At 67.2% G+C, this 19,270-nt stretch carries 18 protein-coding genes; 7 read left to right on the forward strand and 11 right to left on the reverse strand.

The window, feature by feature from the left end:
* Window positions 1-36: 36 nt before the first annotated feature.
* Complete coding sequence (locus CFB40_RS18295) at window positions 37-696, forward strand: alanyl-tRNA editing protein (protein ID WP_089431977.1); 660 nt, start codon at window positions 37-39, stop codon at window positions 694-696.
* Window positions 697-735: 39 nt separating this feature from the next.
* On the opposite strand, the gene CFB40_RS18300 is transcribed toward CFB40_RS18295, so the two are convergent.
* From CFB40_RS18300 to CFB40_RS18310, 3 genes are all read right to left on the reverse strand, one after another.
* Window positions 736-2,355 (reverse strand): histidine-type phosphatase, encoded by a 1,620-nt coding sequence (locus CFB40_RS18300; RefSeq protein WP_089431978.1) that lies wholly within the window; start codon window positions 2,353-2,355, stop codon window positions 736-738.
* Between the two features lie 179 nt (window positions 2,356-2,534).
* Entirely contained in the window at window positions 2,535-2,969 is a 435-nt protein-coding gene (locus CFB40_RS18305) for a phosphatase (protein WP_043178987.1), read from the reverse strand.
* A 326-nt stretch (window positions 2,970-3,295) separates the two neighbouring features.
* Window positions 3,296-4,654: an NAD(P)/FAD-dependent oxidoreductase gene (locus CFB40_RS18310; RefSeq protein ID WP_089431979.1), complete on the reverse strand. Its 1,359-nt coding sequence runs from the start codon at window positions 4,652-4,654 to the stop codon at window positions 3,296-3,298.
* 101 nt (window positions 4,655-4,755) lie between these two features.
* Here CFB40_RS18310 and CFB40_RS18315 point away from each other — a divergent pair, with 101 nt between their 5' ends.
* Window positions 4,756-5,709: a LysR family transcriptional regulator gene (locus tag CFB40_RS18315; RefSeq protein WP_046548935.1), complete on the forward strand. Its 954-nt coding sequence runs from the start codon at window positions 4,756-4,758 to the stop codon at window positions 5,707-5,709.
* 21 nt (window positions 5,710-5,730) lie between these two features.
* Here CFB40_RS18315 and CFB40_RS18320 read toward each other — a convergent pair whose 3' ends face one another.
* On the reverse strand, window positions 5,731-5,931 hold the full coding sequence (locus tag CFB40_RS18320; RefSeq protein ID WP_089431980.1) for a hypothetical protein: 201 nt from the start codon (window positions 5,929-5,931) through the stop codon (window positions 5,731-5,733).
* 194 nt (window positions 5,932-6,125) lie between these two features.
* Here CFB40_RS18320 and CFB40_RS18325 point away from each other — a divergent pair, with 194 nt between their 5' ends.
* The gene (locus tag CFB40_RS18325; protein WP_089431981.1) at window positions 6,126-7,043 is read left to right on the forward strand and encodes an AraC family transcriptional regulator; all 918 of its coding nucleotides are present in this window, start codon (window positions 6,126-6,128) and stop codon (window positions 7,041-7,043) included.
* 252 nt (window positions 7,044-7,295) lie between these two features.
* Window positions 7,296-8,183: an NmrA family NAD(P)-binding protein gene (locus CFB40_RS18330; RefSeq protein ID WP_089431982.1), complete on the forward strand. Its 888-nt coding sequence runs from the start codon at window positions 7,296-7,298 to the stop codon at window positions 8,181-8,183.
* A 25-nt stretch (window positions 8,184-8,208) separates the two neighbouring features.
* Here CFB40_RS18330 and CFB40_RS18335 read toward each other — a convergent pair whose 3' ends face one another.
* Entirely contained in the window at window positions 8,209-9,411 is a 1,203-nt protein-coding gene (locus CFB40_RS18335) for a benzoate/H(+) symporter BenE family transporter (protein WP_089431983.1), read from the reverse strand.
* Between the two features lie 184 nt (window positions 9,412-9,595).
* The gene (locus CFB40_RS18340) at window positions 9,596-10,621 is read right to left on the reverse strand and encodes a fatty acid desaturase (RefSeq protein ID WP_089431984.1); all 1,026 of its coding nucleotides are present in this window, start codon (window positions 10,619-10,621) and stop codon (window positions 9,596-9,598) included.
* Window positions 10,622-10,921: 300 nt separating this feature from the next.
* Here CFB40_RS18340 and CFB40_RS18350 point away from each other — a divergent pair, with 300 nt between their 5' ends.
* The gene (locus CFB40_RS18350) at window positions 10,922-11,746 is read left to right on the forward strand and encodes a phosphate/phosphite/phosphonate ABC transporter substrate-binding protein (RefSeq protein WP_089431985.1); all 825 of its coding nucleotides are present in this window, start codon (window positions 10,922-10,924) and stop codon (window positions 11,744-11,746) included.
* 160 nt (window positions 11,747-11,906) lie between these two features.
* Here CFB40_RS18350 and dbpA read toward each other — a convergent pair whose 3' ends face one another.
* The 5 genes from dbpA to CFB40_RS18375 all read right to left on the reverse strand — a co-directional run bounded on the left by dbpA (window position 11,907) and on the right by CFB40_RS18375 (window position 16,793).
* The gene (gene dbpA / locus CFB40_RS18355; protein WP_039344267.1) at window positions 11,907-13,304 is read right to left on the reverse strand and encodes an ATP-dependent RNA helicase DbpA; all 1,398 of its coding nucleotides are present in this window, start codon (window positions 13,302-13,304) and stop codon (window positions 11,907-11,909) included.
* Window positions 13,301-13,498, reverse strand: a complete 198-nt coding sequence (locus tag CFB40_RS18360; protein WP_011356541.1) for a hypothetical protein — start codon at window positions 13,496-13,498, stop codon at window positions 13,301-13,303. The genes dbpA and CFB40_RS18360 overlap by 4 nt, the downstream gene beginning before the upstream one ends.
* A 277-nt stretch (window positions 13,499-13,775) precedes the next feature.
* Window positions 13,776-15,419 carry a malate dehydrogenase (quinone) gene (gene mqo, locus CFB40_RS18365; RefSeq protein ID WP_089431986.1) on the reverse strand — a complete coding sequence of 548 codons (1,644 nt, stop codon included), beginning with the start codon at window positions 15,417-15,419 and terminating at the stop codon, window positions 13,776-13,778.
* Between the two features lie 510 nt (window positions 15,420-15,929).
* Window positions 15,930-16,235 carry a hypothetical protein gene (locus tag CFB40_RS18370; protein ID WP_089433238.1) on the reverse strand — a complete coding sequence of 102 codons (306 nt, stop codon included), beginning with the start codon at window positions 16,233-16,235 and terminating at the stop codon, window positions 15,930-15,932.
* Window positions 16,236-16,304: 69 nt separating this feature from the next.
* Window positions 16,305-16,793, reverse strand: coding sequence for an Lrp/AsnC family transcriptional regulator (locus CFB40_RS18375; protein ID WP_089428572.1), 489 nt, complete (start codon window positions 16,791-16,793; stop codon window positions 16,305-16,307).
* A gap of 115 nt (window positions 16,794-16,908) precedes the next feature.
* On the opposite strand from CFB40_RS18375, the gene CFB40_RS18380 reads away from it, so the two are divergent.
* Both CFB40_RS18380 and CFB40_RS18385 read left to right on the forward strand, forming a co-directional pair.
* The gene (locus CFB40_RS18380) at window positions 16,909-17,946 is read left to right on the forward strand and encodes a histone deacetylase family protein (protein ID WP_089431987.1); all 1,038 of its coding nucleotides are present in this window, start codon (window positions 16,909-16,911) and stop codon (window positions 17,944-17,946) included.
* Window positions 17,947-18,090: 144 nt separating this feature from the next.
* Entirely contained in the window at window positions 18,091-19,224 is a 1,134-nt protein-coding gene (locus tag CFB40_RS18385; RefSeq protein WP_089431988.1) for a branched-chain amino acid ABC transporter substrate-binding protein, read from the forward strand.
* Window positions 19,225-19,270 lie beyond the last annotated feature (46 nt).

The raw sequence follows: 19,270 nt of genomic DNA on the forward strand, positions 1-19,270 counted from the left end.
CCTGCATGCTTTCCTCGGCGAAAGGCGCGGCGGGCAATGACGAAGAAAGTATTCTGGGACGATCCCTACCGGACGACGCTGGATACCGTCGTCAGCCACGTCGACGGCGATCGCGTGCGGGTGGACGCCACCATCTTCTTTGCGTTTTCCGGCGGGCAGGAAAGCGACGCGGGGTCGCTGGGCGGCTATCCGGTCATCCAGGCCGACAAGCAGGGCCTCGACATCGTCTATACGCTGCCGCACGATCATGCGCTGAGCGTCGGCGATCGCGTGACCTGGAGCATCGACTGGGCGCGGCGGTACCGGCTGATGCGTCTGCACTTCGCGGCCGAAATGGTGCTGCAGCTGGTCTATCGGCTCAGGCCCGGCATCGAGCGCATCGGCGCGCATATCGGGCCGGACAAGGCGCGCATCGATTTCGCGAGCGACACGAGCGTGGCGCCGCTGTTTCCCGAGATCGAATCGGCCGCGGCCGACCTGTCGAAGCGCGACCTGCGCATCGTGACCGATTTCAGCGATGTCGATGCGCAACGCCGATTCTGGCGGGTCGACGGCTTCGCGACGATGGCGTGCGGCGGCACGCATCCGGCGTCGACCGGCGAGATCGGCATGCTGACGCTCAAGCGCAGGAATACCGGGAAAGGCAAGGAGCGGATCGAGGTGATGCTGGTCGAGCCGGAGAGCGCCGGCGGGTAGCGGGGTGAGCGGGTTGCGTCATCCGCTGCCCGCGTCACCTCACTGATACCCGTAACACTGCTTCAACCCCGCGTAGTCGTAGAAGTGGCTGCCCGGCGCGATCTTCGCGCCGTCGCACGCGGCCTGGAAATCCGTTTCGCGCTCGTTGTACAGCATCTTCACGATGAGTCGCGAGCCGTTGCGGTAGACATCCCACTGCATGTTCGCGGCCATCGGCGACACCTGATCGCCGCGCCACGGATTGCTCGCGTATGTATAGGTCTGCGCCTGCGGCGTCGGCACGAACACGCTCTTCAGGTTCATGATCGACGCGAACGGAATCACGATCTCCGCGTGCGTGAAGCGCAGCTTCGCGGCGCGGGTCAGATCGCCGCGCGCGATCGCATCGACTTCGCCGAAGAAATCGTCCTGCAGCACCTTCGCCATCCGGTACGTGACGGGGTTCGCTTCCTGGATGCCCGGCCCCTTCTGGTAGTAGTCCTCGGCATCCTGCAGATACGCGAGATACTGCGCCTGCTCCGCGCCGATGTACTTCTCCATCGTGACGCCGCCGGTTTCCGCGGTCATCGCGGGCGCGACCTGCAGCAGGTTGTACAGCACGTTCACCGCATCGACGGCCGTTGCGATCTTCGTCTTGCCGTCGCCCTTCAGCGTGTTGGTGAACTTGCCGTCCGCCGACGTGAATGCATAGGTGCCCGTGTTCGCGAACGTGTAGCCGTCGGTGCCGAGCTTCGCGATGAAGGCCTGCGACACCAGCGCGGACAGCACCGTCTGCGCGACGTCGGCCGCCTGCGGCGCGGCCTTGATCGCGTTGAGCTTTGCGGCCACCGTCGCGTCGTTCGCATAGGCCTGGTATGCCTGGCTCGCCTGATAGGTCGCGTAGTACGGATTGCCGGTGTCGGTTACGAGATCGGTGGCCGGCTTCAACGAGTGGAAATACAGCAGGAAGCGGTTGGTGCCGGCCGGCTGCGCGACCGGCGCGTTCGCGGGATAGCCGGACGGCGCGGCGGGCAGCGTGATCGCCGTGGCCAGCGCCGGCTGCGCGGCCACGAGCGACGCGGAGAAATACGTCGAGCTGTCGACCGCGCGATCCTGGCCCGAGTTGACGACGACGACCTGCCGGTTGCCGGCCGCGAACAAGGCCGGCAACCGCTGCGCGAGCCGCGCGGCGAGCTGCTGGTGTTCGCGGATGCCGGTTTGCGTGAGATTGCCGTACCCGGGCGTCGAGATGCCCGCCACGCCATAGCCGAGCAGCGCATTGGCCTTCATCATCGCGACCGTGTCGGCCTTGAGCTGCGCGCCGAGCGTGGTCAGTGCGCCGTCGGCCTCGGCCTTGACCAGCATCGCGTAGATCGCGCCGTCGTACTTGAAGCCCGACAATCCACGCGAGCCGTGGCGCGCGACGAGTTCCGTATAGACGGGCGCGTAGCCGGCGGGCGGCGCTTCGTACGTCGCGGCGTCCTGCTGCGGACGGTACGGCGTCTTCGTCTGGTAGTAAGTCGCGGGTGTCGGCTTGGGCTGAGGCTGCGGTTGCGGTGCAGGCGTCGAACCGCTGTTGTCGGCAGAGGCCGCGGGTGGTGTCGAGTCGTCCCCGCCGCAGGCAGCGAGCAGCAGGCAGGTAATCGCGAGGGCGGTGGCGGTGCGGATCGGGCGTGTCATCGTGGCGGGCAACGGGCGGGACGAGGCAGGTTCGCGTCGTCCCGTCTCCGGGCGTGATCGGTCAAGCCCGGAAGTGTTGCAAGCGACTTTGACAGCAGAATGTCAGGATTCGGTCGGGCAATCGTCGGATTGCCGCCGGATCGAGGAAGGCCGGCCACCGTCGGCCCGTGTGCCGGCGTTCAGTGCAGGCCGGCCGATGCGATCGAGCGCACGGTGTCGGTGATGTTCACGCAGCGCGACAGGCCGAAATGCTCGGCTTCGCGGCGCTCCGGTTCGCTGCTCGCAATCGCCACCGCGCGTTCGGGCGGCACGCCGAGTGCCTGCAGCGCGACGTCGAAGGGATGCTGGTTTGATCCGGAGTCCTGCTGATTGGCGTCCGTGACGACGACCGAGAAGCGGTCGAGGTTCGCGCGGCCGAACTGGCCTTCGAACATGTCGCTGAGCCGTGCGGCCGGCAGCGTCGTGACGAGACCGAGTCGATATCCTTCTTCCGATGCTCGGTCGAGCCACTGGATGATCGCGTCGCGTTGATGGCGCGATTCATGCGAATCCGGTGTTGCTTCGATTTGCGCGAATGCTGCGTCGAGACGGGTGACGATGGCTTCGATGACCACGGTGATTCCTCTTCAGAGACGTGATGATCCGTTCGCCGACGGGAATGCCACACACCTTAGCGTCGATCCGGAAAACGCGACAAATTAATATTTATAGCCGACCCATACGATTCGACTAATGAATGGGGCGTCGAGCCAATGTGGACGCGGGATGCATGTCGCACGGCCTACTTCGCGCGAATCGCATCGTATCGACGGCCTTCGATGTGATGCACCAGATTCGCGCACGCGGTGAATGCACTGCGCATGTGCATATGAAAAAACGGCATATCGAGCGATGCACGCCCGATATGCCGTCTTGCGATCCCGCGTATGAACAGGCGTGATCAGTGCAGCTTGATCGACGGCTGGTTGCGGCTTTGCAGCCAGTGGCTCAGCGACTGGAACAGCGCGCGCTTCACGCCGACCACGCTGAACAGGTGCTTGCGATACAGGAACTTGTACAGCCCGATCGCGGCAAGCCCGTCGACGATCAGCGAGCGCGAACGCACACTGATGTCGGCCTGGTACACGGCGCCCGCATGCCCGAGCGACACGACGGTGCCCGCATCGCGGAACGTGAAGCCCGCCACCGGCTTGCCGGCGACGCGCCGCGCGAACGCGTTGACCAGGTACACGGCCTGCTGATAAGCGACCTGCGCACGCGGCGGCAGGAAGCCGTTCGCGCCGCCCGTCGGGCAGGCGGCACAGTCGCCGAACGCATACACGTGCGGATCGTCCGGCGTCTGCAGCGTATCGGTCACGATCACCTGGTTCGAGCGGTTGAGCGCGATGTCGCCGATCTGCCGCAGGAACGCGGGGCCCGCCACGCCGGCCGCCCAGATCGTGATGTCGCTCGCGAGCCGTTCGCCGGTCGAGGTCGTCACGGCGTCCGCGCCGACTTCCGCCACGCGGGTATCGGTCAGCACGTCGACGTTCAGCGCGCGAAGCTGCGCGTGCATCTTGCCGGACAGCCGCTCGTCGAGCACCGGCAGGATGCGCGGGCCGCCTTCGATCAACCGGATGTGCACGTCGCGCGCGGACACCAGCGCCTTGAAGCGGTACGTCGTCAGCTGCTGGATCGCATCGCGCAATGCCGCTGCCAGCTCGACGCCCGTCGCGCCCGCACCGATCACGTTGATGCAGATCGGCGCCGCGCGCCGCGCGGGCTGCTGCTCGGCCAGGTGATTCGCCTTCGTGCAGGCCGCGAGGAACTTCCGGCGGAAATCCTCGGCCTGGTCGAGGTTCTCGAGCGGCAGTGCGTGGCGCGCCGCACCCGGCACATTGAAGAAGTTCGTCACGCTGCCGACGGCGAGCACGAGATCGTCATAACCGAGCTCGCGCTGCGGCAGGATTTCCGTGCCGTCCGCGTCCTGCACGGCCGCGATCGTCGCGGTGCGTGCCGCGCGGTCGACCTGTTGCAGCGCGCCCTGCACGAAGCGGAAGCCGTGGCGCTTCGCTTGCGCCGCGTATTCGATCGTGTGCGAGGCCGGGTCGCGATGGCCCGATGCGGCTTCGTGCAGCAGCGGCTTCCAGAAGTGCGTCGGATAGCGGTCGACGAGCACGACTTCGGCTTGCCCGCGGCGTCCGATCGTATCGCCGAGACGCGTGGCGAGGTGCAGGCCGCCGGCGCCGCCGCCGACGATCACGATGCGCGGCAGGCGCGGGGCGCGATCCGTTGCAAGGTTGGGCGTGGTGTTGTCCATGTAGGGCTCCCGCTTTAATGACGATTCGGATGACATTGCTCAAGAACCGACGATATAGTTTCGAACCTACTCGAACAATTTAATGTTTATAAGCGACTCATATGTATTCACTTATAGGAAAGACCGCGACGTTCCGGCAGCTGAAGGCGCTGGACATGATTGCGCGGCTCGGCAGCGTGTCGCGGGCGGCCGAGGAACTGAACCTGACGCAGCCGGCCGTGTCGCTGCAGGTGCGCCTGCTCGAGGAGGCGGTGGGCGCCGCGTTGCTGCAGCGGGTGGGGCGCGGCGTGCAGCTGACCGCGGCCGGCGAGATCGTGTCGCGCTATGCGCGCGAGATCCTGCATCTGTGGAGCGAAGCCGGCGACGAAGTCGCCGCGCTGACGGGCGATCTCGGCGGCACGCTGCGGATCGGCGCGATCACGACGGCCGAGTACCTGATTCCGCCGCTGCTCGTGAAATTCACCGCGACGCGTCCGCATGTGAAGACTTATTTCAAGGTGGGCAATCGCGACGACATCATCCGCATGCTCGCCACGCATGAAATCGATCTCGCGGTGATGGGCAGCGCGCCGAAGGAACTGCGCACGCATGCGGTCGAGTTCGCGAAGCATCCGATGGTGTTCGTCGCGGCGCCCGGCCATCCGCTGATGCAGCGCAAGCGCGTCGCGCTGAAGGATCTCGAATCCGCGCACCTGCTCGTGCGCGAACGCGGCGCGGGTACGCGCTCGACCGTCGAGAGCCTGTTCAAGAACGCGGGTTACCGGTTCCATGTGGGCTCCGAACTGTCGAGCAACGAGGCGATCAAGCAGATGGCCGAAGCGGGGCTCGGCGTGGCGTTCCTGTCGTTGCACGCGTGTGCACTCGAACTGCGCACCGGGCTGCTCGGGCAACTGCCGTTCCCCGGCAACCCGATCGAGCGCGAGTGGTATGTGGTCACGCTCGCCGACCGGCGCATTTCGCAGGTCACGGGGCTGTTCCGCGATTTCCTGATCAAGCAGGGCGCGCCGGTGATCGACGGCGCGACGGTGGCGCCGCACGAGCGGCGGCGCAAGTAGGCGGATGCGTTGACCGGCCGGTCAGACGAGCCCGAAGTCGTCGTTGCTGTCGGGGATCGATGCGAGCAGCCGTTCGAGCCGGGTCCAGCCGACGATGCGCAGGCACCAGGCGGCGATGGTGGCGAAGGCGGTGCGGTCGTTGCGGGGGCGGGATGAGGGGCGATTGGCGGAAGGCGAGCGCACGGTGAACGCGGCGCGTTGCACGAGGCACTGATGGGGCATGACGGTCTCCGTAGGTGTCGGATGGGGCCATCGTAAGCGGCGCGGCACCCGCCGGCGCGCACGCAAGGATGGCCCTGAGCAGGAACGGATGATCTTTTTCTGCTCGACCCGGGCGGGCCGCCGGCAGGCCCGGCAGGCGGCCCGAAAACGCGTCACAATGCGCGTTCGACATCCCGATCCACAGGAGGAAGGCCATGAGCGATGCGATTCTCGCGGCGCCGACGGACAACGGCGTCCCGGTCAGCCTGCGCTCGAGCCGCGGGCTCGGCTGGCAGGGCTTCGGGGCGTCGCTGCTGGCCATCCGCGCGGGCACCTACCGGATTCCGGCGGCCGAGCATCACCGGATCGGCGTGCATATCGGGTCACCCGTTCGCGCGGATTGCGTGTGCGATGGCGAGCGTGTGTCGCGCATCCAGGCGCATGGCGACGTCGACGTGATTCCGGCCGGCCTGCCCGGCCAGTGGACCGACAGCGCCGACTGCCAGATCCTCCATATCGCGCTCAGCGACACCTTCGTGCGGCGGACCGTCGAACAGCTCGAACTGAAGCCGTCGCAGGGGCAGATCCGCCGCCGGCTGCAGGTGCGTGACCCGCGCCTGCAGCACATCGCGTGGGCGATGGCCGCCGAACTCGAAGCGGAAGACGCATCGGATCCGCTCTATGCGGAAAGCCTGTGCACGGCGCTCGTCGCGCGGCTGGTCGACGGCCAGCCGGCATTCCGCGAGCGCCGCCGCACGCTCGCGCCGAAGGCGGCCGCGCGCGTGATCGACTACGTCGAAGCGAACCTGGAGCGGCGCATGACGCTGGCCGAACTCGCGGCGCTCGTGTCGATCAGCGTGCCGCATTTCAAGGTGCTGTTCCGCGAGACGCTCGGGATGCCGGTGCACCAGTACGTCGTGCGGCGCCGGGTCGAGCGCGCGAAGGCGTTGCTGCTCGAAAGCCGGCTCAGCATCAGCCAGATCGCGCTCGAAGCCGGGTTTGCGCATCAGAGCCACATGGCGAACTGGATGAATCGCGTGCTGGGCGCGACGCCGACCGAGATTGCGCGGTCGGGGGCAAGGGGCGGGCTGCGGCTCGCGTATGACGGCGAAGGTAGCGGGGGTGACGCGTAGCGGAGCGATGGCGCCGCGCCGGAGATCAGTCGTCGCGCCGGATCCCGGGGCAATTGTCCAACAGGCTCCCGGACTGTTCCTCGGCTAGAGGCAGACCGTACGATTCGACGCGGAAGGCGAGGCAGCGGACGGCCCGCATGACAGCCGCCAGCCAATCCGTCATCCTTTCCTGCTGGTTTCATCCCTCCGTGCGCGCCGTTCCCGTCGCGCAAACCGACAATCACCGCACTTTCATCCTCTCAGGAGCGAATCGTGTTCGTGATCTTCGGTGCATCCGGCAACGTCGGCCAGTCGACCGTGACGGCCCTACGCAACGCCGGCCATCCCGTGCGCGCGGTATTGCGCGACGCACGCCATCGTGAACGTTTCGCGCAGCTTGGCTGCGACGTCGTGACCGCAGAGCTGACCGACGCGAACGCGGTCGCATCGGCGATCGACGGCGCGCGGGCCGTGCAGATCCTGTGCCCGGTGCCGGTCGCCGACCCCGATCCGGCCGCGACGATGACGCGGACGATCGACGTCGCGGCTGCCGCGCTCGCCGCCAACCCGCCGCCGGTGCTGCTCGCGCTGTCGGACTACGGCGCGGAGCGCGACGGCAACACGGGCATCACCCGTCTGTTTCATCACTTCGAGGAACGGCTGCGGACGATCCCGACGCACGTGACGCTGCTGCGTTCGGCTGAGCATCTGCAGAACTGGACGCGCATCCTGCCGGTCGCGCTCGGCACAGGCGTGCTGCCGAGCTTTCACCATCCGGTCGGCAAGGTGTTCCCGACGGTCTGGGCGCCTGATGTGGGCGTCGTCGCGGCGCGGCTGCTGCTCGATGCGCCGGAAGGCGGCAACGGTCCGCGTATCGTCAGTGTCGAAGGGCCGCGGCGGGTGAGTGTGACGGCGATCGCCGATACGCTCGCCGCGGCGGCCGGCCGGGCCATCGTCGCGCATGAGTTGCCGCGCGAGACGTGGGCCGCGACGCTGCTGCGCGCGGGCCTCAGCGAACGACATGCGCAGTTGATCGTCGATCTCTACGACGTGCACAACGCGGGGCAGATCGACGTCGAGGAGGGGGTATCGGAGCGGCTTTACGGGACGACGACGCTGACCGATGCGCTCGCGCAACTGGTGCGCCAGCACGCGCGGTAACAGTGGCGGCGACGCGCGTTACCCATCACACCCGCCGCCGAGCCTTGTTCAGTACCGCATACGAAAGTGACCCGATCACGATCCCCCAGAACGCGGCGCCGAGCCCGAGCCACGTCATGCCCGACGCGGTTGCGAGGAACGTGATCAGCGACGCCTCGCGGTGGTTCTCGTCCTCGAAGATCCCGTGCACGTTCGCGCCGATCGCGCCGATCAGCGCGAGCCCCGCGAGGATCGCGACGAACGCCTTCGGCAGCGCGAAGAACACCGTGACGATCGTGCCCGCGAAGAGCCCGCCGATCAGGTAGATTGCCCCGTTCGCGAGCCCGGCGATGTAGCGCCGGTCCGGATTCTCGTGCGCGTCCTTGCCGGTGCAGAGCGCGGCCGTGATCGCCGCGACGACGATCGTGATCCCGCCGAAGCACGCGACCACGAGCGACATCACGCTGGTCGCGGTGATGATCGGCCGCGCGGGCGTGTGATACCCGGACACGCGCAGGATCGTCATGCCCGGCAGGAACTGGCCGGTGAGGCTGACGACCACGAGCGGCAGCGCGAGGCTGAGCGTCGTGCCGAGCGTCCATTCGGGCGCGATGAAGATCGGGTGCGCGAGGCTCGCCGACACGTTGCCGAGATGCGTCATCCCGAGCAGCGTCGCGAGCGCGGCGCCCGTCAGCAGCACGAGCACGATGCTGTAGCGCGGCAGCAGGCGCTTGAAGATCACGTAGGCGGCGATCATCCCGAACACGAGCGCGGGCTGTTCCGACGCGGCGGCGAACGCATGCGTGCCGAACGGCAGCAGGATGCCGGCCATCATCCCGCACGCGATGCCGCGCGGAATGTGGCGCACCAGCCGGTCGAAATAGCCGGTCACGCCGATCAGCAGGATGATCAGCGCGGCCGTGATGTACGCGCCGACGGCCTGGTTGAGCGTCAGTTGCGGAAACAGGCCGACGAGCAGCGCGGTGCCGGGCGCCGACCACGCGGTGATGACCGGCACCTTCAGCTTCCAGCTCGCGAACAGGCCCGAAATGCCCGCGCCGATCGAGATCGCCCAGACCCACGACGACACCATCGCATTCGACGCATGGGCGGCCTGCGCGGCCTGGAAGAAGATCGCGAGCGGGCCCGCGTAGGAAATCAGTACCGCGAGAAAACCCGCGGTAATCGCGGAAACGGACCAGTCGTTGCCGATCGCGCGGATTGCGCCGGGCGGGGTGTTCGGTTGCATCGTCGTGGGGGCATGCGGCGCACGGCCGGGAGCAGAGCCGGGGCGAATGATTGTTGGAAGCCCCGGACGAGCCGCCATTCTGGGCATTGCCGACGCAATTGGCAATGCGCGGGCGGGAGCAAGAATGTTGGCGTTTCGTAAGGAATGCGCGGCGGGGCGGACGAATCGTCGGCTCCGCCGCACGTCACGTGCTGATCTGCAGCACCTTGTCGACCACCGCCACCTTCACACCGCTGCCCGTCGACAACGACGCCGTGCCCTGATCGAACGGATGCACGGGCGTATCGGTCGGCGTCCACGCATGGCGCGCGAGCAGTTCGCGATACCCGCCGCGAATCACGAAGCCGCCGCACTTCCGCGCATACGCGTCGCGGCGCATCCGGTACGCACGCGGCAGGTCGTACCACGGCAGCTTCGGCAGGTCGTGATGGACGAGGTGATAGTTGTTGTTCAGGTACAGCAGCCGCATCGCGAAGCCGGCTTCATTGATTGCGATGCGCGCCTTCGGATGCGGCGCGGCGCGGTGCTCGTACAGCGAGCGGATCATCGCGATCGACAGCGCGGGCCACGTGACCACGAGCAGGTAATACCACCACGGCACGCCGATCGCCCATTGCAGCCACGCGAGCAGCGCAACCACGCAGGCGATATGCATCGCCCACATCGGCAGATAGCGAAAGTCGCCGCGACGAAACGCGGCGAATGCATCGATGCACATCGCAAAGATGCTCAATGGCGGCCCGGCGATGAAGCGTCCGATGAAAGTCTTGCGGGCGACCGTCAGCATGCGGCGCCAGCGCGGCAGTTGCGCCCAGCGTTCGCGCGTGACGTAGTTCGTTTCGGGATCGACGCCCGGCACGGTCAGGTCTTCGTCGCGGTGGTGGTCGAGGTGCGTATCGCGATACAGCGTGTACGGATACCAGACCGTCAGCGGCGGATAACCGAGCAGCTTGTTCACGAGGGCGGAGCGTGTCGGGTGGCCGTGCAGCAGCTCGTGCTGTAGCGACAGGTGCCACGCGCCGAGCAGGATCAGCGGCAGCGTCGCGGCCGCGAGCGACAGGGTGCCGTCGCGCACGAGCAGCAGCACGGCGAGCCAGCCGCCGTAGATCGCGACGACCAGCAGCCAGGTCGGCCACTCGGTGCGGGCGGTGAAGCGGGTGTCGAGCGCGGCGATCGCACGCGCGTGGTCGACGTCGAAGTATTCGGCCATGGCGTTGAGGCGGATTGAACGGGCAGTGCGGGGAACGAGCGGTTGAACCGGTGCGCTCGGCCCGGGTGCGCAGGTGTCTCGCGGATCACGGTCGGCCTGTCCGTTATCACGTGCAATGGCGATGCTCGGGCAGGCATCAGGACGGTACCGGGATCGCGCCGCGCGGCCAACCAATCGATTCGCATTTGCTTATCGCCGCGCGGCCGATAAGCTTCAGGCGCGCTGCGCGACGATCAGCCCCCGTTTTACTGTGATCGAATCGGGTTTCGCTGCGTGAGCGTCGATGCGTAGAATGCCCGCATGAACTCATGGATCGCCGCCCTGCCGATGTATAACGTGACGCCGCGCCACGATGCGCTGTGGCGCGCCCTGCTGCGCGACACGCTCGATGCGTTCGCGAACGCGGGCGGGCCTGCCGATGTCACGCTTCCCGACGAACCCTTCGCCGACCTGCACGCGCTGTGGCGGCGCGACGATCTGCTGCTGTCGCAGACCTGCGGCTACCCGTACCGGATGCTGGGCCTGCGCGATGTCGTGCGACTGATCGCAACCCCCGTGTTCGATGCGCAGGGTTGCCACGGCGCGCACTACAGCAGTGTGCTGGTCGTGTCGGCACATGCACACGCGCACGGCGCGACGACGCTCGCCGCATGCCGCGGGCTGCGGGCCGCATTCAACGGTAGCGATTCGCACAGCGGGATGAACGCGCTCCGGCATGCGGTCGCGCCGCATGCACGCGACGGACGATTCTTCGGATCGGTTGCAGCGCTCGGCTCGCATCTGAACGTGCTGCGTGGGCTGGCTTCAGCGGAAGCCGATTGCGCGGCGATCGACTGCGTGACGTTCGCGTATGTGCGCGACGCGTTGCCCGAATTGCTGGAGGGCATCCGGATCGTCGGGATGACGGCCTCTGCGCCGGGTTTGCCGCTCATCGCATCGCGCGCGCTGCCGGAGTCGCAGGTCGCTGCGTTGCAGGATGCGCTGGACGTCGCGGTGGCGGCCGATGCGGAACGGGCACGCGTGCTACGGCTGACGCGATTCGAACGGCTGCTGCCAGCCGATTACGACACGATCGAGCGGTTCGAGCGCGAGGCAGCCGCGCATGGGTATCCGGCGCTCGCGTAGCAAGCAGGCGATGCGGGCGGCTTGACGGGGCGGCGGCCGATTGCCGAAAGCGGGGCGACGACGGCAGGTTGCCCGGGGCGATGCAAGGCCAGGGGCAGATTCAGGTTGGGCTTAGGCGCCACGGCGCGGCGATGCCGCCGCGACGCCTTCACGTTACCGCTTATTCTTCGTCCATCAACCGGACCTTGACCCGCTTGCCCTTGATCTTCCCGGCATTGAGCTTGCGCAGCGCATCGCGCGCCACACCGCGCTCGAGCGCGACATAGGTCGAGAACTCGGTCACGTTGATCTTGCCGATCTGCTTGCCGTCGAACCCCGCGTCGCCGGTCAGCGCACCGAGCACGTCGCCTGGGCGGATCTTGTCCTTGCGCCCGCCGAGGATCTGCAGCGTTTCCATCGGCGGCGTCAGCACGCCGTCGTCGGCCGGCGTCAGTTCCGCGAGCGGATGCCATTCGACGTCGCGCTTCTGCGCCTGCTCGATCGCACCGACGCGGCCCATCTCGTCCATGCTCGCCAGGCTCAGCGCCCAGCCGTCCTGATCCGCGCGGCCGGTGCGGCCGATACGGTGCACGTGCACTTCGGGGTCGGGCGTCACGTCGACGTTGATCACCGCTTCGAGCTGCGCGATGTCGAGCCCGCGCGCGGCGACGTCGGTGGCCACCAGCACCGAGCAACTGCGGTTCGCGAACTGGATCAGCACCTGGTCGCGTTCGCGCTGGTCGAGCTCGCCGTGCAGCGCGAGCGCGTGGAAGCCCTGCGCGTGCAGCACGTCGAGCAGGTCGCGGCACTGCTGCTTCGTGTTGCAGAACGCGATCGTGCTCACCGGCCGGTAGTGGTTCAGCAACTGGCCCACCGCATGCAGCCGCTCGTCCTCCGTTACTTCATAGAAGCGCTGGCGGATCTTGCTGTTGTCGTGGCGCTCTTCGAGCTTGATTTCCTTCGGGTTGCGCAGGAACTGCTGGCTCAGCTTCGCGATGCCGTCCGGATAGGTCGCGGAGAACAGCAGCGTCTGGCGCGTGGTCGGGCACATCCGTGCGACCTTCGCGATGTCGTCGAAGAAGCCCATGTCGAGCATCCGGTCGGCTTCGTCGAGCACCAGCGTGTTCAGCGCGTCGAGCTTCAGGTTGCCGCGATCGAGGTGATCCATGATGCGGCCCGGCGTGCCGACGACGATATGCGCGCCGTGCTCGAGGCTCTGCGCCTGCGGGCGCATCGGCGTGCCGCCGCACAGCGTCAGCACCTTCACGTTCTCTTCGGCGCGCGCGAGGCGGCGCACTTCCTGCGCGACCTGGTCGGCGAGTTCCCGCGTCGGGCACAGGATCATCGCCTGCACGTCGAAGCGGCGTGCGTCGAGGCGCGCCAGCAGCGCGAGCGAGAACGCGGCGGTCTTGCCGCTGCCCGTCTTCGCCTGCGCGATCAGGTCCTGGCCGGCCAGCGCGACCGGCAGGCTCGCGGCCTGGATCGGCGTCATGTCGACATAGCCGAGCTGCGCGAGGTTGGCGAGCGTGGCGGGCGTCAACGACAGCGCGCTGAACGGCGTGGCGGTCGGCTGGGTCATTCCAGGTCTCCGAGGTAGGGGCGGCCTTCCATCTGCTCGTAGACGACCTTGCCTTCGTCGTCCTCGAAGCGTTCGAGGTAGTTGCGCGCGCCGCACAGCGGGCAGCGGAACAGCAGCCCCTGGCCTTCGTCCTTGATGACGACGTCGGACTGCTCCCACGGCGTGCCGCAGCTCTGGTTTCGGCAGGTAAACACGGTCTTTCTCCAGCTGAATTCGGTTGATGGCGCGCCCGGGCGGGCGCGGCAACGGCGGGCGGCGCTCGCGCGGCTTGGGCGCGGGCCGCACCGGGCGTCGCTTGGATTGCGTCGATGCGGATGATGGATCGAGCGGCGACAGGGTCGCGCGTGCCGCAATTCTAGCGGAAGCGGGCGGCCCGCCGGGCGGTTTCGCCCGCGACCCGCCAAGAAAAACGGCCGCCCCGGAGGGCGGCCGTGTCGTGCGGCGCGAGGGTGTCGCGCGGCGCTCGGCGCGTTACAGCGCCATGTCGGTCGCCGCCTTCGCCGGGCGGGCCGGCGCGGTGCCGGTGGCCTGCGACGGCGTGCTGAGGTCGATCTTCGGCGGCGGCGACAGCTGCAGCACGTCGCTGGTGGTCGTCCATTCCTCGACGACCTTCGCCGGGCTGTCGTTCAGCTTCGTGCCGTAGCTCGGCACGATCTGGCGGATCTTCTGCTGCCACTCGGGCGTCGCGACCTTGTCCTTGAACACCTTCTTCATCAGGTTCAGCATGATCGGCGCGGCCGTCGACGCGCCCGGCGATGCGCCGAGCAGGCCCGCGATGCTGCCGTCCTGCGATGCGACGATCTCGGTGCCGAGCTTCAGCACGCCGCCCTTGACCGGGTCGCGCTTGATGATCTGCACGCGCTGGCCGGCTTGCCACAGGCGCCAGTCTTCCTTCTTCGCGTTCGGGAAGTACTCCTTCAGCGCGTTGAAGCGGTCGTCGTCGGACAGCATCAGCTGGCCGGCGAGGTACTGGACCAGCGGGAATTCGTCGACGCCCACGCGCATCATCGGCGCGACGTTGTGCGTGTTGGTGCTCTTGAGCAGGTCGAAGTACGAGCCGTTCTTCAGGAACTTGGTCGAGAACGTCGCGAACGGCCCGAACAGGATGATCTTCTTGCCGTCGATGATCCGCGTGTCGAGGTGCGGCACCGACATCGGCGGCGAGCCGACCGACGCCTTGCCGTACGCCTTCGCCAAGTGCTGCTTCACGACTTCGGGGTTGTCCGTCACGAGGAACGAGCCGCCGACCGGGAATGCGCCGTAGTCCTTCGCCTCGGGGATGCCCGATGCCTGCAGCAGGTGCAGCGCACCGCCGCCCGCGCCGATGAACACGAACTTCGCGTCGACCGACTGCGCCGGTTCATCCGAGTGCAGCTTGACCCAGCTCACGTGCCACGTGCCGTCGGCATTGCGCGAGATCTCGCGCACTTCGCTCGACAGCGACAGCGTGAAGTTCGGTTGCGTCTTCAGGTAGCCGACGAACTGGCGCGTGATCTCGCCGAAGTTCACGTCGGTGCCGATCGGCGTCCACGTCGCCGCAACCTTCTGGTTGCGGTCGCGGCCTTCCATCATCAGCGGCACCCACTGCTTGATCTGGTCGTAGTCTTCCGAATACTGCATGCCGCGGAACAGCGGGCTCGCCTGCAGCGCTTCGTAGCGCTTCTTCAGGAAGCGGACGTTGTCGTCGCCCCACACGAAGCTCATGTGCGGCGTCGAGTTGATGAACGAATGCGGGTTCTTCAGCACGCCCTGCTTGACCTGCCACGCCCAGAACTGGCGCGAGATCTGGAACGACTCGTTGATCTCGATCGCCTTCGAGATGTCGATCTTGCCGTCCGCCTTCTCCGGCGTGTAGTTCAGCTCGGCGAGCGCCGAGTGGCCGGTGCCGGCGTTGTTCCAGCCGTTCGAGCTTTCCAGCGCGACGCCGTCGAGGCGCTCGACCATGGTCATCGACCAGTCAGGTTGAAGCTCGTGCAGCCAGACGCCCAGCGTCGAGCTCATGATGCCGCCGCCCACCAGCAGGACGTCGACCTTCTTCGTATCGGCGGCATGCGCGGACGATGTCGCGACGCACAGCGCGAGCGCCGACAGTATTACCCGTAACGTTTTGATCACAGCAGATCCCTTTTTCAACTTGGATGCATCGGTTTGCCAAGCCGCCCGGCGCGGGTGTCGATCGCGATGAAACACGGATCCGGAGATCCGGACACGCGAATCCGGAATTCCGGATCGACGCCGCACGCCGTTGCATTTGCGCACGCGAAGCCGTCGGGAAGGACACCTTCGGATCGGCTGCCTGCGGGCAGGCAAGCGCCTGCGTCACAGTGGCGCACTACGCGCCCGGGCCCTTGCGGCAAGCCTGAGCGGAAGACGCTTCAGGTTGCGTGGAAAGAGGCCGCGCGCGACGCGTTTTGCGGAGGCGGGGTGGCAAGGGGCGCGTAATGTAACCGAACTCGTTTGCTGTGTCACAAACGAAAAAACCCGTTGTTTTTGTGGGGTTTTGTGTGTGTCCGGGTTTCCGGAATGGCGGTCGCGGGAAGCGGGAAAGCTGGGGATAACTGCGCGGGATCGGGGGTGTCGGGCGCGGCGTCGCACCGCGTCCCGATCACGTCATGCCATGTTGCGTCACTTCGCGAAATTGTTCCGGCAGAACTGCTCGTACGCCTGCGCCGAATTCGCGAAGCCCTTCTGCTTCGCGAGTTCCCACGGGCGCTCGCATTGCTGCGTTTGTTCGCACCACGAATAGCCGGCCGACGGGATGCAGCCGTGCGGATCGCGATCGCTGCCGGGCATCGGCGGCGGGGGCGGCGCGGCAGCCTCGGCCGGCGCCGACGCGGCGGCCGGCTCGGTGGGTTGCGCCGCACAGGCGCTCAACGCGAGCGCGCAGGCCATGGCGGCGGCCAGCGAAGCAGACGGAAGAAGACGTTTCATCAGGTAGCGCTCCATGGGATGACGATCGACAACGGATGCCCGGGCACGGGCGCGGAACAGCATGAACGGTCAGTCGCCTGGCACCGGCACGCGCGACGAGAACTTCACTTCACGCAACGCGAGGCTCGACTGGATCGACGAGACCCCGGCCTGCTTGCGCAGCACGTGCTCGACGAATTCCGCGTACGCGTCGAGATCGGCCGCGACGACCTGCAGGATGTAGTCGGCCGCGCCGGTGATCTTGTGGCAGGACGTCACTTCGTCGTGACGCCGCATCACGTCCTCGAAGTGATCCGAATCCTGGCCGGAATGCATGTTGAACGTCACCTGCACGAACGCGAACACGTTCATGCCGAGCGCGCGCCGGTCGAGGTTCGCCTGGTAGCCGGTGATCACGCCTTCGTCCTCGAGCCGCTTGCGGCGGCGCCAGCACGGCGTGACGCTCAGCGACAGCTTCTCGCCGAGCGTCGCGTTCGATAGCGCGCCGTCGTCCTGCAGCAGGCGCAGCATGGCGCGGTCGACGCCATCCAGTTCGGCCGAAGCGCGATTTTTGCTCATTTCCGGGAATCCGTAGGCGGTTTTCTCAAAATTGTACGAAACGCGCGCGTCGAAAGCAAAGCTATTGCCGGTTGCCGTCAATAAACTGTTGCCACCCTCACTGCAACACTCAACCATGCTCACGGTCTACAGCAGCGATCACCAACTGCATCGCGGCGTCGAACTGAAGGACGGCGCGATCACCGATTCGTTCGAAACCCCCCTTCGTGCCGAAACGGTGCTTGCGCAGGTGCGTGCCGCCGGCCTCGGCGACGTGATCGCGCCGAAGCCGTTCGACCGCGCCCACTACGCGGCCGCGCACAGTGCCCGCTACGTCGATTTCCTCGCCGGCGCGTGGGACGAGTGGACCGCCACGGGCCGCACCTGCCAGGCGCTGCCGCTCGTGTGGCCGGTGCGCGCGATGCCGGCCGCAGCCACCGCGCCCGCGTTCATCGACGGCAAGCTCGGCTTCTATGCGATGGACGCGGGCGCGCCGATCAACGCCGGCACGTGGGATGCCGTGAGCGCGAGCGCGAACTCGGCGCTCACCGGCGCCGACCTGCTGTCGAGCGGCGCGGCGCGCGCGGCGTTCGCGCTGTGCCGCCCGCCCGGCCATCACGCGGGCCGCGAGTACATGGGCGGCTATTGCTACCTGAACAACGCGGCGATCGCGGCGCAGCACTGCGTCGCACAGGGCGCCACGCGCGTCGCGGTGCTCGACGTCGATTTCCATCACGGCAACGGCACGCAGGACATCTTCTACGACCGCGCGGACGTGCTGTTCGCGTCGATCCACGGCGAGCCGCCGGTGTCGTATCCGTACTTCTCCGGCTACGCGGACGAGCGCGGCATCGGCGCGGGCGAAGGGTTCAACCTGAACCTGCCGCTGCCGAAGGGCACGCTGTGGGACACCTACTCGGCGGCGCTCGACCACGCGGCCGCCGCGATCGCCGCGCATGCACCCGACGCGCTCGTCGTGTCGCTCGGCGTCGATACGTTCGAGCACGATCCGATCAGCCATTTCCGGCTGCGCTCGCCCGACTATCTGCGCATCGGCGCGGCGCTCGCGCGCCTGAACGTACCGACGCTGTTCGTGATGGAAGGCGGCTACATGGTCGACGAGATCGGCATCAATGCGGTCAACGTGCTGCTGGGATTCGAAGGGCGCGCGTAACGCGCGGCACCGCAGCCGTGCCGCCGACAGGGTCGCGGCCCACGGTGCAGGACGCGCTGCATCACTGACCGAAACCGATTCGTCATCCGAACCACAACACGTCCCGCGTTGAACGGGGCCCACAAGACTGACCAGGAGACAGACATGCTTCGACATTCCATGACGGCATTCGCGGCAGCGGCGGCGCTCACGTGCGCGCTGTCCGCACACGCGGACGAGATCGTGCGCATCGGCCACGTCGCACCGCTGACCGGCGCGATCGCGCACCTCGGCAAGGACAGCGAGAACGGCGCGCGCCTCGCGGTCGAGGAAATCAATGCGAAGGGCCTGACGATCGGCGGCAAGAAGGTCACGCTGCAACTCGACGCGCAGGACGACGCGGGCGATCCGCGCACGGCGACGCAGGTCGCGCAGCGGCTCGTCGACGACAAGGTCATCGGCGTCGTCGGCCATCACAACTCGGGCACGTCGATTCCGGCGTCGCGCGTCTATCGCGACGGCGGCGTCGTGCAGATCTCGCAGGCCGCGACCAACCCGACCTACACGCAGCAGGGCTTCAAGACGACCTATCGCGTGGTGGCGACCGACGCGCAGCAGGGGCCGGCGCTCGCGATGTATGCGGCGAAGAACCTGGGCATCAAGACGGTAGCGGTGGTCGACGATTCGACCGCGTACGGCCAGGGCCTCGCGACCGAGTTCGAGAAGGCCGCGAAGGCCGCCGGAATGAAGGTCGTGTCGCGCGATGCGACCAACGACAAGGCGATCGACTTCCGCGCGATCCTCACGAAGATCAAGGGCGCGAACCCGGACGCGATCATGTATGGCGGCATGGACGCGACGGGCGGCCCGCTCGCGAAGCAGGCGCGCCAGCTCGGCATGCGCGCGAAGCTCCTCGCCGGCGACGGCGTGTGCTCGACCGACCTGCCGAAGCTCGCGGGCCCCGCGTCCGACAACGTCGTGTGCTCCGAGGCCGGCATCGCGCTCGAGAAGATGCCGGGCGGCGCGGCGTTCGCGAAGCGCTACGAAGCGCGTTATCACCAGCCGATGCAGGTGTATGCGCCGTTCTCGTACGACGCCGTGTACATCATCGTCGACGCGATGAAGCGCGCGAACTCGACCGATCCGGCGAAGGTGCTGGCCGCGATGCCCGCGACCGACTACAAGGGCGTGATCGGCGAGACGAGCTTCACGCCGCAGGGCGACCTGAGGCACGGCGCGATCTCGGTGTTCACGTACAGGAGCGGCAAGAAGGCGCTGCTCGATATCGTGAAGATGTGATGCGGCGGTGAAGTTGCATTGACGTTGCGAAGGCCGCGAAGCAGGC

This window comes from Burkholderia sp. AU31652 (assembly GCF_002223155.1).
Lineage (GTDB): Bacteria > Pseudomonadota > Gammaproteobacteria > Burkholderiales > Burkholderiaceae > Burkholderia.

Bases quoted from the DNA above. Each gene is read 5' to 3' on its own strand.
- CFB40_RS18375 (WP_089428572.1), bottom strand. From the start codon at position 16,793: ATGAGCAAAAATCGCGCTTCGGCCGAACTGGATGGCGTCGACCGCGCC.
- CFB40_RS18325 (WP_089431981.1), top strand. From the start codon at position 6,126: ATGAGCGATGCGATTCTCGCGGCGCCGACGGACAACGGCGTCCCGGTC.
- CFB40_RS18295 (WP_089431977.1), top strand. From the start codon at position 37: ATGACGAAGAAAGTATTCTGGGACGATCCCTACCGGACGACGCTGGAT.
- CFB40_RS18340 (WP_089431984.1), bottom strand. From the start codon at position 10,621: ATGGCCGAATACTTCGACGTCGACCACGCGCGTGCGATCGCCGCGCTC.
- CFB40_RS18370 (WP_089433238.1), bottom strand. From the start codon at position 16,235: ATGAAACGTCTTCTTCCGTCTGCTTCGCTGGCCGCCGCCATGGCCTGC.
- CFB40_RS18385 (WP_089431988.1), top strand. From the start codon at position 18,091: ATGCTTCGACATTCCATGACGGCATTCGCGGCAGCGGCGGCGCTCACG.
- CFB40_RS18380 (WP_089431987.1), top strand. From the start codon at position 16,909: ATGCTCACGGTCTACAGCAGCGATCACCAACTGCATCGCGGCGTCGAA.
- CFB40_RS18350 (WP_089431985.1), top strand. From the start codon at position 10,922: ATGAACTCATGGATCGCCGCCCTGCCGATGTATAACGTGACGCCGCGC.
- CFB40_RS18300 (WP_089431978.1), bottom strand. From the start codon at position 2,355: ATGACACGCCCGATCCGCACCGCCACCGCCCTCGCGATTACCTGCCTG.
- CFB40_RS18315 (WP_046548935.1), top strand. From the start codon at position 4,756: ATGTATTCACTTATAGGAAAGACCGCGACGTTCCGGCAGCTGAAGGCG.
- CFB40_RS18320 (WP_089431980.1), bottom strand. From the start codon at position 5,931: ATGCCCCATCAGTGCCTCGTGCAACGCGCCGCGTTCACCGTGCGCTCG.
- CFB40_RS18335 (WP_089431983.1), bottom strand. From the start codon at position 9,411: ATGCAACCGAACACCCCGCCCGGCGCAATCCGCGCGATCGGCAACGAC.
- CFB40_RS18310 (WP_089431979.1), bottom strand. From the start codon at position 4,654: ATGGACAACACCACGCCCAACCTTGCAACGGATCGCGCCCCGCGCCTG.
- dbpA (WP_039344267.1), bottom strand. From the start codon at position 13,304: ATGACCCAGCCGACCGCCACGCCGTTCAGCGCGCTGTCGTTGACGCCC.